The organism is Kaistella sp. (assembly GCF_032060305.1).
Lineage (GTDB): Bacteria > Bacteroidota > Bacteroidia > Flavobacteriales > Weeksellaceae > Kaistella > Kaistella yananensis.
Genome location: NZ_DAMBHK010000028.1, coordinates 17,182 through 28,638, shown reverse-complemented (window position 1 = coordinate 28,638; position 11,457 = coordinate 17,182). Strand labels below are relative to the sequence as shown.

At 40.4% G+C, this 11,457-nt stretch carries 10 protein-coding genes; all 10 read right to left on the bottom strand.

The window, feature by feature from the left end; genetic code table 11:
- Nucleotides 1–127: 127 nt before the first annotated feature.
- Nucleotides 128–910: a DUF4382 domain-containing protein gene (locus V5N63_RS05820; protein WP_332033195.1), complete on the bottom strand. Its 783-nt coding sequence runs from the start codon at nucleotides 908–910 to the stop codon at nucleotides 128–130.
- 143 nt (nucleotides 911–1,053) lie between these two features.
- Entirely contained in the window at nucleotides 1,054–1,464 is a 411-nt protein-coding gene (locus V5N63_RS05815; RefSeq protein WP_088468429.1) for a BrxA/BrxB family bacilliredoxin, read from the bottom strand.
- A gap of 198 nt (nucleotides 1,465–1,662) precedes the next feature.
- Entirely contained in the window at nucleotides 1,663–2,109 is a 447-nt protein-coding gene (locus V5N63_RS05810) for a GatB/YqeY domain-containing protein (RefSeq protein WP_332018629.1), read from the bottom strand.
- 2 nt (nucleotides 2,110–2,111) lie between these two features.
- Nucleotides 2,112–3,947 carry a cell division protein FtsZ gene (ftsZ, locus tag V5N63_RS05805; protein WP_332033194.1) on the bottom strand — a complete coding sequence of 612 codons (1,836 nt, stop codon included), beginning with the start codon at nucleotides 3,945–3,947 and terminating at the stop codon, nucleotides 2,112–2,114.
- Nucleotides 3,948–3,965: 18 nt separating this feature from the next.
- Nucleotides 3,966–5,339, bottom strand: a complete 1,374-nt coding sequence (gene ftsA / locus V5N63_RS05800) for a cell division protein FtsA (protein WP_332033193.1) — start codon at nucleotides 5,337–5,339, stop codon at nucleotides 3,966–3,968.
- Nucleotides 5,340–5,359: 20 nt separating this feature from the next.
- Nucleotides 5,360–6,337 carry a cell division protein FtsQ/DivIB gene (locus V5N63_RS05795; protein ID WP_332033192.1) on the bottom strand — a complete coding sequence of 326 codons (978 nt, stop codon included), beginning with the start codon at nucleotides 6,335–6,337 and terminating at the stop codon, nucleotides 5,360–5,362.
- Between the two features lie 22 nt (nucleotides 6,338–6,359).
- A complete protein-coding gene (murC, locus tag V5N63_RS05790; protein WP_332033191.1) occupies nucleotides 6,360–7,718 on the bottom strand; it encodes a UDP-N-acetylmuramate--L-alanine ligase in 1,359 nt (452 codons plus the stop codon).
- A 5-nt stretch (nucleotides 7,719–7,723) separates the two neighbouring features.
- A complete protein-coding gene (gene murG, locus V5N63_RS05785; protein WP_332033190.1) occupies nucleotides 7,724–8,836 on the bottom strand; it encodes an undecaprenyldiphospho-muramoylpentapeptide beta-N-acetylglucosaminyltransferase in 1,113 nt (370 codons plus the stop codon).
- A gap of 18 nt (nucleotides 8,837–8,854) precedes the next feature.
- Nucleotides 8,855–10,084: an FtsW/RodA/SpoVE family cell cycle protein gene (locus V5N63_RS05780; protein ID WP_265143897.1), complete on the bottom strand. Its 1,230-nt coding sequence runs from the start codon at nucleotides 10,082–10,084 to the stop codon at nucleotides 8,855–8,857.
- Between the two features lie 21 nt (nucleotides 10,085–10,105).
- Complete coding sequence (murD, locus tag V5N63_RS05775; RefSeq protein ID WP_332033189.1) at nucleotides 10,106–11,431, bottom strand: UDP-N-acetylmuramoyl-L-alanine--D-glutamate ligase; 1,326 nt, start codon at nucleotides 11,429–11,431, stop codon at nucleotides 10,106–10,108.
- Nucleotides 11,432–11,457: the final 26 nt, after the last annotated feature.

The following is an 11,457-nucleotide window of genomic DNA, read 5'->3' as shown; positions in this document are numbered from 1 at the left end:
ACCAGTTTACAACGGTATTAAAAAGCGCTTTTGTTGCCATTGATACAAATATAATGAAAAGTGCTTTTAGAAAAAATAAAAAAAGCCGCAAAGAAAAAAAACTTTGCGGCTGATATTTTGTGTCTGATTATTGGGTTAATGTTTTTGTTCCCAAATTATTAACCTGTCCGTAAACCACTGTTACACCCGTTTGATTTTGATCAACATAAGGCGTAGTTGCATCAGCATCAAATGAAACGGTGTAAGTATTTGCCGGCAATCCTTTAAACATGTAAAATCCGTCTGCCAGATTCGGTAATGCGGTTGCGATGGTATCGTTAGCCGGCGAAATTACATGAACCTGTGCATTGGCAGCCTGTGGAAGAACATATCCTTTGATCTGTCCATCAGTAAGTTCACTGAAAGCTCTGATTACCGGTTTCAGCGCATAAGTTCCGTTACCTCTTTTTACGATGGAACGCGCAGCATCAAAATCAATCCATACGTTGTAAGCGCCATTTTCTTCTAAGGTCTGGTTCCAGTTGAATTTCAGTCCGCTTTGCATTGAAGAAGGTGTTTCCAATGGATAAGTAACACCATTTTTAACAACGGAATTGTTTGGTCCCAATACGAGCCTCATTTGTGTAACTGCTCCTGCGGGAAGTTCGGCTTTTGCCAGAAGAACATCCATTCCGTTTCTAAAGTCCAGGAGATTATAGACCCCTGGTGTATTTACGCTCAGCGAATTCCATCCATTATTGGTGTTGAATTCAATTTTCTGAACGTCGATATTCACCTTGTCATAAAGGGCAGGTGCGTCGGTGAGTCTTACATTAACAGAAGCTGAGCCGCCTCCGGTCGTTGCATCATCTGTGCAGGATGACAGTGATAATACTGCCACAATTGCTGATAATAACTGTAATTTTTTCATAACTTTTTATTAATTAAATGTTTTCGGTTTTTTTGACCTCTTCAATAACGATACCAAGCTGAAAAAATTATTTTTACCCAAGGATAAAAAAATCTGCACCGAAATTATCAGTGCAGATTTGTTTGATCAAACTAAATTTACGTTTAGCAATATTCGTCATAGGCAGCCTGCAGGTTGGCAGCAATGGCCCCGGCAGGATTTCCTTCGATATGATGTCTTTCAAGCATGTGAACTAACTCTCCATCTTTGAAAAGCGCTACACATGGCGAACTTGGCGGGAACGGTGCCAGGAATTTTCTTGCTTCTGCTACCGCATCTTTATCGAAACCTGCAAAAACAGTGGTTAACTGATCAGGTTTTTTATCTCCTGTTAAAGAAAAAATCACCCCCGGTCTTGCTGCTCCTGCTGCGCACCCGCAAACAGAGTTAATCATCAAAAGGGTAGTACCTTCTTTTTTAATTGCGTTAGCTACTTCTTCAGGAGTGGTTAAATCCTGGAATCCTTTATCGGTAAGCTCAGCCTTCATCGGCATTACTAATTCTTCTGGATACATATAAAAAATTATTTATGGTTAAAATTGAGACTTTTCTCACTGCAAATTTAATGAATTTCGTGCACTAAATTTCATTCATAATGAGCATCAAAATCATTCCGAAAATCAATTTTTGTCTTTTTGTCATAAAAAACCCGGAGCATTACATGCGCCGGGCTTCAATCAAATCGATATGCAAAGGTTGAATATCCGTTGTTTTTAGGAAAGTAATTTCTTAGCCATTTCGGAAATGCTTTTTCCGTCGCTTTTTCCTGTAAGCGCCTTACTGGCAGCTCCCATTACTTTTCCCAGGTCTTTGGCGCTTTGTGCACCGGTTTCGGCAATGATTTTTTTCATTTCCGTTTCTAGTTCTTCCGCAGAAAGCTGCTTGGGAAGAAATTTTTCGATCACTTTCATCTGTGCTTCTTCCACTTCTGCAAGATCAGTCCTGTTCTGTGCAGTAAACTGTTCGTAAGAATCTTTCCGCTGCTTTATCATGCGCTGTAAAATAGCAATTTCCTGTTCCGGCGAAACTTCGGCACCTTTGGCCTCGGTTTTTAGTAACATGATCTGAGATTTTACGGCACGCAGAGAATCGAGTGCTACTTTGTCTTTATCTTTCATGGCGGTTTTTATCGCCTCGCTGATGGTAAGTTCCAAGCTCATAATTAATCTACGTCTTTGTTTAGAAATCTGTTTTCGCGAACCTGCATTCTACCGTTGTTTTCTGCAAGAAAATTATTTATTTTCTGTTCAGAAGCATTACCGTTTTCAATGGTAATATTTTTTCTGCGGAAGGCCGGAACTGTTTCAAAATCGTTTTCAGATTCTGTCGTTTGGTATCTGGAGTTGAATTCCCGGAGTTTGTTTCTTCTTTCAATTATTTTATCATTCGGAGCGACTTTACTGATGAAGGTAAAATCATCAGAAGTTTCCAATTTTGTAGTCTGCTGTGGCTCTTCTATGCTTTGCTGCACCTTAATTTCGGTTTTCTGAACCGGCTGTTCCTTGATTTCTGCTTTAGGTTGTGGTGTCTCAACTTTCGGCTCCTCAATCGGTTCGTTTACGAAAAAACTGAATTCCATTGGTTTTTCTTCAGTAAATGAAGTGTTGTTGGTTTCAGGTGCTTTTTCGGTCGGTGTATCTTCAGTTTCAAATTTGAAAGAAACGGATTCGGTCACTTCATACTGATCTTCGAAAGAAAATAAATCCAGTTCCTGTGGCTCGTTGATGTTGAAAGTCTGATCTGGTTTGGATTCTTCATTCAGGTCGAAGAAACGCATTTCGGTGGCCGTATCATTTTCAACGGCGGTTTTTTTCTCGGCAGATTTTGCGGAGAACTGTGGCGTCTGGAAATCGTCTTCATCATCTAAAACGAAAAGGCTCTTTCGGGTAAAATCTTCTCTTGTAATCTCTTCTTTTTCAGCTTTTTGTTTGAAAGGAGATTCTGGTTTTGAAGGCGCCGCCATGGTATCGGTAAGAGAAAATTTAATTTTTTCTGAAGTGCCTGAATGCTTGTGGTTATCTTTCGCAAATCCTGTTGCAATAACAAGTACGCTTACTGCGTCGCCCAGTTCTTCATCGGTTCCCACTCCGAAAATGATATCAGCAGTATTTCCTGCCTCTTTCTGGATGTGGTCCATAATCACGCCGATTTCGTCCATGGTAACTTCTTCGGAACCACTTCTGATTAAAAGAAGAACGTTTCTTGCGCCCGTGATTTTGTTATCATTCAATAACGGAGAGTCGAGTGCCTTTTTCACAGCTTCTTCGGCCTTGTTTTCGCCGGAAGCAATACCGTTCGACATTAAAGCCGTTCCTGAATTCTGCAAAACAGATTTTGCATCACGGAAGTCGATGTTTACATCAAAATATCCGGTAATTACTTCTGCCATTCCTTTTGCAGCGTTTGTCAACACTTCGTCAGCTTTAGAGAATCCTGATTTGAAACCAAGATTTCCGTACTGCTGGCGCAGTTTATCATTGTTGATAACGATAAGGGAATCCACGTTATTTCTAAGTTTTTCCAAACCTAAATCGGCTTGCTCCAGCCTTCTTTTCCCTTCAAAACTAAAAGGTACGGTAACGATTCCTACGGTAAGAATTCCCATATCTTTCGCCACTTTTGCAATCACAGGAGCTGCACCAGTACCGGTTCCGCCGCCCATTCCTGCGGTAATGAAAACCATTTTCGTATTTTGTCCCATTGAAGCTTTAATGTCTTCAATACTTTCGATAGCAGCTTTTTCACCTACTTCAGGGTCTGCACCAGCGCCCAAACCTTCGGTAATAGTTACCCCAAGCTGAACTTTGTTGGCAACCGGGTTGTTATCCAAAGTCTGGGAATCGGTGTTGCAGATTACAAAATCTACCCCGTGAATCCCTCTTTCGTACATGTGTTTCAATGCGTTGTTTCCGCCGCCGCCAACTCCGATAACCTTTATAATTGATGAATTTCCCTTTGGCAAATCAAATGAGAATCCTGGTGTGTTCATATTTTCCATAGTATTTGTATTTTTTAGTTATTCAACTTCTTCAAAGAATTTTTTTACGCTTTCCATAATTTTTTGACCGATGGTGAGCTTGTTGCGTCTTTTTTCTCCAGACTCTGCAATCACCTGTTCTTCTGTTCTGAATTCAGGAGTTTCGGTAATTTGTGCTGAAGTTTCCTCTTTTGCAGGAACTTCATTAACAACTTCTTCCGGTTTCGGCTGTTCAGGGCTGTGTTTCTTATCGCGGATTTTTAAACTTTCCATTAAAAGACCTATGGAAGTTGCGTATTCCGGACCTTTAAGAAACTGGTTTTTGTCGTTAGCCACATATTCATTAGAAAACCCGATACGGCTGTCGAAACCTGTGGTATAGTTTGCGAGTTGTCTAAGGTTTTTAAGGTTGGAGCCGCCACCTGTTAAAACGATGCCTGCGATGAGTTTTTTCTTCTGCTCAAAAGCGCCATAAGCCTTCAGTTCGGTGTTTACCATTTCTAAGATTTCCTCAACCCTCGCATTTACTACATGCGCCAAAGTTTTCAGCGAAATCTCCTTATCAGGTCTGCCGTGAAGCCCTGGAATGGTAACGAATGTGCTGTCTTTTTCCATCTCCGGCATTGCAGAGCCGAATTTTACTTTCAGTTGTTCTGCGTGTTTTTCGATGATTGAACACCCTTCTTTAATATCATCGGTAATAATTCCGCCACCGTATGGAATTACACAGGTATGACGAATGATATTGTCTTTGAAGATTGCGATATCAGTAGTTCCACCGCCAATGTCTACAATAGCCACACCCGCTTCTTTTTCTTCTTTAGTCAATACAGATTCGGAAGAAGCGAGAGGTTCGAGGGTTAAGGATTCCATTTCCAGGCCAGCTTCACGAACGCATCTTGCGATATTTCTGATGCTTCCCATTTGGCCTACAACAACGTGGAAGTTGGCTTCCAGACGTTTGCCGTGCATGCCGATGGGTTCCTGGATTTCTCCCTCAGAATCAACCTTATATTCCTGGGGAAGAACGTGAATAATTTCCTCACCCGGAAGCATTACCAGTTTTTTAACCTGTTCTTTCAGTTTTTCGATATCGTCTTCCGTGATATACTGATCGGGATGATCCCTCATGATATAATCTGAATGCTGTAATGACCGGATGTGTTTGCCGGCAATACCAACTGTAACTTTGTGAATAGCTACGCCTGAACTGGCTTGCGCCTCGGCTACGGCAGTTTTGATGGACTGTATGGTCTGGGAAATATTGTTCACAATTCCTTTATGAACGCCCAGGCTTTTCGCCTTTCCAACGCCGAGAATCTCAATTTTACCGTGGGCATTTCTTCTACCGACAATCGCCACAATCTTTGTGGTTCCGATGTCGAGGCCTACTGAATACTCGTGATTTTTCATTGATATGTCGATTTGATTTTTTACTCTATTTTAACTTTTGTTTTGGGCTTTGCAGCCGGTTTTGAAGTGGCAGTTTTAGGCTTGGAAGTCTCTTTCTTTGCCGTTGTTTTTACTTCTGTTTTGGGTTTTGAAACGCTGACTTTAGGCTTCTCCTTTGGTTTTGTTTCCGGTTTTTTGGCGGCAGGCTGCAGAGATTCTTTTTTAATTGAATTTGCTGCTGAAGGCGCTTTCGCCAATTCTTTGCTGCCCACTTTCATCATACTGTCGTTTTCTTTGAAATACGGATTCAGCGTGGTAACGATCTGATTATCGTACTTTACCGAAATCTTTGTGTATTTCTCCGGTTCCTGATAAACAAGGTGTTTCTCCACGAAGGTTTTAAAACCTTTAACCTTCAGATTTATATTTTCCAGATTACCTATTTCTACCTTATAATTTCCCTGGCTGGTAAGTAAATTATAATTTTCTTTTTCTTTGGAAATGCCGATGAAATATTTTTTACTGAATTCGTCGCGGTCGATTTTGTCGACCAGTTCAGCCAGTTTTATATATTCAGATTTATCAACGTCGCCGGTAACCAACATGCAGGGGAACGAATAATTTTTGGAGATTGGAAATTCTGTTCCCTTTCCGTCCACATAAAAGTCATTTCCGTTTTTGTTCAGCCGGAACGCGGGGACTCTCTGCTTAATATCCAGATGCAGGTTGCCGTTCAAATTCAAATATACATTGGCACTGTCAACCGCCGGTAACTGGTTGAGTTTTTTCTCTAATTCCGGGATGTTGATGTCGCCTATTCGTTTTTCAGGATTAGATTTTTTTACGATTTCCCTGATGTCTTTTTCATCAATAAAATAAACCGGATGTTTGGTTTGGATCAGATTAACCGAAACTTTTTCCATGGATTTATTATTGAATCTTTTCAACGAAAAACTCAGCAGAAATCCGAAAATGATTACTGTTATTAATATTTTTAATATTCTGAATTTGTTTTTCATTGTTTAATTCTAAACTGTTTTTCTATTTGCCCGAAAGCCATTCTACAATTCCGTCGTATAAAGTGTCGATATTTCCGGCTCCTACTGTTAATAAAACATCGAAATTTTTTTCTTTAATCCTGCTGAAAGCATCTTCTAAAGTCGAAACTTCGCGAGTTTCCAAATTTATTTTTTCCGACAGCCAGGATGAGGTCACTCCTTCAAAATTTTCCTGTAATTCCCTCGCCGGATATATATCCAGCAGAATAAGTTCATCAGCTTTATCTAAACTTTCTGCAAAACCATCCGCAAAATCTCGGGTTCTGCTGAAGAGATGCGGCTGGAAAACCACCAAAAGTTTTTTCTCCGGGTAAAAGGTTTTGATGGAACCAATTACCGCATTGAGTTCTGTGGGATGATGCGCGTAATCGTCGATATAAATTTTTCCGTTTTCGAAACGGTGTTTGGTATACCGTCTTTTAATTCCTTTAAAATTGACAATTCCCTGTTTTAAAGTTTCGAAATCAACGCCTAAATTATGAAGGATCGCAATAGCAACCGTCGCGTTCTCTACATTGTGAATTCCCGGAATTTCCCATTCGAAATCATCAATCTCTTCGGTTGGCGTGTGAAAATCGAAATAAATTTTATCGCCGATTTCCCGGATATTGTCTGAGTAATAATCCGCTTCCTCATTCACCGCATAGCTTTTGGCATTTCTGCCGATATTGATCCCTTTTCTTACAAAAAGCTGATTATCTGCCGGAACCAGATTTGCAAAATCTATAAATCCCTGTTCAATCGTAGCTTTATCACCGTAAATATCCAGATGATCAGCGTCTGTTGAAGTAATTACCGCCCAGTCCGGAGAAAGGTTGAGGAAACTTCTGTCGTATTCGTCGGCTTCAACCACCGATATGTCACTTCCGTTGTACAGGAAATTCGATTTGAAGTTCTCTGCAATTCCACCTAAAAAAGCTGAAAACGAAAGATTTGCTTCTTTACAGAGATGCGCTACTAAGGAAGAGGTTGTGGTTTTGCCGTGGGTTCCTGCAATAGCGATACACGCGGTATTTTCAGTAATTAAACCCAGAACTTTTGCTCTCTTCAGCACCGTGAATCCATGACCGTTGAAATGAGTTAAAATATCAAGTTTTTTAATGGCAGGTGTGAAAATTACCAGCGTATTTTCCGGATTTAAATGCTTAGTTTCCTCAGAAACAACATCTTCAAAAATAATATCAATTCCTTCTGAGATTAAAGCAGACGTAATTTTTGTCGCGGTTTTATCGTAACCCATCACTTTTTTTCCGGATGCATTGAAATAACGCGCCAAAGCGCTCATTCCGATGCCGCCGATGCCTACAAAGTAGAAGTTCTGATATGTTGATAAAGCTTTCATCTCGCTTAGGATTTGATGTTTAAAGTGGATAAGATTACAGATACAATTTCCTGCGCTGCGTTGGGTTTCGCGAAGAAATCCAGGTTTGCAGACATTTCCTTCCTTAGTTTTTCGCTTTCGCAGATTTCCATGAGTGTAGGCCAGAATTTCTGCTTCATTTCTGTGTCTTTCACCATTTTGGCTGCATTTTTTTCTACCAGAGTCATCGCATTTTTAGTTTGATGATCTTCCGCCGCAAAAGGAAATGGAACCAGAAGCACCGGTTTTTTTGCAACTGCCAGTTCAGAGATTGCAATGGCGCCGGCTCTTGACACGATAATATCTGCGGCAGAATAGGCAAGCTCCATGTTTTTAATAAACTCAACAATCTGAATGTTTCTGTTCTGTTTGGGTTCTGTTTCGGCTAAGATATTTTGGTAATCGGTTTTTCCGGTTTGCCAGATCAACTGATAATCTTTTTCTATGATTTGATCTAAATGTTCTTTCCACGCGTTATTCAACGTTCGGGAACCTAAGGAACCGCCTACGGAAAGGATGGTGAGTTTATTTTTGTCTAAACCTGCTTTTTCTTTGGCGACATCACTTTCAATTAAGTTGGTAATGATGTTTTTGCGGATCGGATTTCCCAGAAAATATGTTTTTGTTCCGGAGAAAAATTTTTCCATATCGGGATATGCGGTAAATACTGCCTTCGCACGCTTTGCCAGAAAAGTATTGGTCTTTCCTGGAAGCGAATTCTGTTCCTGCACAAAAATGGGAACGCCCAGTGCCGAGGCCATAAATAATGCTGGACCGCTTGCAAAACCGCCGGTTCCTACTGCAAAATCCGGGTTAAAATCCTTAATGGCTTTTCTTGCTTTAGCCAAGCTTGAAAGAATTTTGAAAGGCAGGCCAAAATTTTTCAGAAGATTTCCGCGGTCGAATCCTGCGATATTTAATCCTGTAATTTTATAGCCGGCTTGCGGAACTTTTTCCATTTCCATTTTTCCGTTGGCTCCGATAAACAGAAATTCAGCATCCGGAAATCTTTTTCTGATTTCGTCGGCAATAGCGATGGCAGGGAAGATGTGTCCACCTGTTCCGCCGCCGCTCATTAAAACTTTTAACTTTCTGTTCATCTTTTTAAAACCGTAATTTTATGCGATATCATTGATCTCTTCGATATCCTGTTTTTTGCCCATTCCTTCTTCATCATATACCTGTATTCTGGAGCTTACATTTAAAATAATCCCTAACTGAAGGTAGGTCACCAGCATCGATGTTCCACCATAACTAATCAACGGCAAAGGCTGCCCGGTCACCGGAATAAGGTTTACTGCGACTGCAATGTTTACCGATAACTGCACAAAAATCATGATGCCAAGGCTCAGCACAAGTAAACTGCCGAAAAACGCCGGCATTTTACTGGCAATCATCACGATTCTGATGATCATGATGAGATAGAGTGAAATAAGTACCAAAGCGCCGATAAATCCATATTCCTCAACAATAATCGCAAAAATAAAGTCGGATGCAGATTGTGGCAGCATTTGCTTCAGTGCACTTTTCCCTGGTCCCATTCCTGCAATTCCACCGTGAACGATGGCGGCTTTCGCCTGCATTACCTGATAATTTTTGGCTTTGTCGATTTCGTTTTCCAGCTGATTTTCCTTTTTAGAATTCATGAAAACTTCTACACGGCTCATCCAGGTATGTACCCTGTTGTTCTCAATCAAATCAGTTTTCAGTGCGACAAACATGAAAATCCCAATAGCCAATGAAGCGATTCCCACAAATCCGAAAATGTATTTTTTACTGAGCTGCCCTATAAGCATTACCGCCAATGAAACGATGAGGATCATTAAAGCTGTGGATCCGTTATCCTTTGCTACGAGGCCAAATACGAGAAGAACCGGCCCGAAAATAAATAGAATATTTTCCCAGGTGTGGCGCTCTCTTTTAATTTTTTTGGTTAAATATCTGCACAGGTAAATGATAAGCAACAGATAGGCGAACGACGACGGCTGGAAGGAAATCGGCGTACCAGGGATTTTCAGCCACCGTGAGGCTGAAGCACCATCAATAGTTTGGCCTGCAAACATCGTTAATCCAAGCAGGAGAATCATGATGGCCAATAAAATACTGCTCAATTTACCGATGTGTTCGTATTTTACTACTCCAACGCCACGCATGATCGCCAGACCCAGCACTACAAAAAATGTGTGCTTAATTAAATGCGAAGTCGTGGTGCCGCTGTTTACAATATATTCCAGATTCGAACTTGCGGAATAGACAGGGAACACCGAAAAGAACGAAATCAGTAAGATTACGCTCCAAAGGACTTTGTCACCTTTCAATAATTCGAATTTGTTTTCTGTTTCCTGCATTTTTGCGTCCCGTTTGGGGTGTTATTTTAAAACTTCTTTTTTAAATTTATTTCCGCGGTCTTCATAATTTTCGAATAAATCGAAACTTGCACAACATGGTGAAAGCAATACGGTATCGCCGCTTTTTGAAAGAGATTTTGCTGTTTTCACAGCGTCTTCCATGCTGGATGTGCTGTAGATTAATTCTTTCTTTTCTTTGAAAAAATCGATGATTTTTTGGTTGTCGAGCCCTAAACAGACAATTGCTTTTACCTTGCGTTTTACCAGATCTTCGATTTCGGTGTAGTCGTTTCCTTTATCTGTACCACCAACAATCCATACGGTAGGCTGTTTCATGCTTTCCAAAGCATAATAGGTCGCATTTACATTGGTAGCTTTGCTGTCGTTGATGAACCTTACGCCGTTAATTTCGGCTACCTGCTCCAACCGGTGTTCTACTGCCTGGAATGTGGTTAAGGAATTCCGGATGCTCTCATTGCTTATTTTAAGTATTTTACCAGCGATTGAAGCTGCCAGGCTGTTGGCAACATTATGGTTTCCTACCAATGCCAATTCATCGATTTTCATTGAAAATTCGTCGTGAAGTTTTACCACCATTTTATCTTCGGTGAGATAACCGCCTTCTTTGAGTTTTTCTTTCAGTGAAAAAGGAATCATTTTGGCTTTTATCTCGAGTTTTTCGAGAAGATTCATGCTCATTTCATCATCTTTGTTATAGATGAAGAAATTATCATTCTCCTGATTCTCAGCAATTCTGAATTTTGCCAAAGCATATTCTTCGTAATTGTAATTGTACTGATCCAGGTGATCCTGACTCAAATTCAACAACAGGGAAATATAAGGCCTGAAATTCTGGATATCGTCGAGCTGAAAAGAACTTACTTCCAGAACGTAATAATCAAAATTTTCATCAGCAACCTGTTTTGCAAAACTTTTACCGATATTTCCGCCTAAACCTACCTTTAAATCATCATTTTTAAGAATATGGTAAATCAGTGACGTTGTTGTTGTTTTGCCGTTGCTTCCGGTAATCGCGATGATTTTGGCATCGGTGAATTCAGAAGCAAATTCAATTTCAGAGGAAAGCCGGATTTCTTTTTTGTTGATTTTCGAAATGATCTCAGCTTTTTTAGGAATTCCCGGTGATTTTATGATCCAGTCGGCTGCAAGAATTCTATCTTCATCGTGCTTTCCTTCTTCATATTCAATGCCGGCATCGAGCAAAAGCTTTTTGTAGTCTTCCTTAATCAGACCTTTGTCTGAAAGAAAAACCTCCAAGCCTTTTTTCTTTGCTAAGTATGCTGCACCAAAGCCGCTTTCTCCGCCTCCTAAAACAACTATTTTCATTTTTTTGTTTTTTATTGACAAGTCAA

Coding starts and splice junctions, on each gene's coding strand:
- V5N63_RS05820 (WP_332033195.1), bottom strand. CDS start 910: ATGAAAAAATTACAGTTATTATCAGCAATTGTGGCAGTATTATCACTG.
- V5N63_RS05815 (WP_088468429.1), bottom strand. CDS start 1,464: ATGTATCCAGAAGAATTAGTAATGCCGATGAAGGCTGAGCTTACCGAT.
- V5N63_RS05810 (WP_332018629.1), bottom strand. CDS start 2,109: ATGAGCTTGGAACTTACCATCAGCGAGGCGATAAAAACCGCCATGAAA.
- ftsZ (WP_332033194.1), bottom strand. CDS start 3,947: ATGGAAAATATGAACACACCAGGATTCTCATTTGATTTGCCAAAGGGA.
- ftsA (WP_332033193.1), bottom strand. CDS start 5,339: ATGAAAAATCACGAGTATTCAGTAGGCCTCGACATCGGAACCACAAAG.
- V5N63_RS05795 (WP_332033192.1), bottom strand. CDS start 6,337: ATGAAAAACAAATTCAGAATATTAAAAATATTAATAACAGTAATCATT.
- murC (WP_332033191.1), bottom strand. CDS start 7,718: ATGAAAGCTTTATCAACATATCAGAACTTCTACTTTGTAGGCATCGGC.
- murG (WP_332033190.1), bottom strand. CDS start 8,836: ATGAACAGAAAGTTAAAAGTTTTAATGAGCGGCGGCGGAACAGGTGGA.
- V5N63_RS05780 (WP_265143897.1), bottom strand. CDS start 10,084: ATGCAGGAAACAGAAAACAAATTCGAATTATTGAAAGGTGACAAAGTC.
- murD (WP_332033189.1), bottom strand. CDS start 11,431: ATGAAAATAGTTGTTTTAGGAGGCGGAGAAAGCGGCTTTGGTGCAGCA.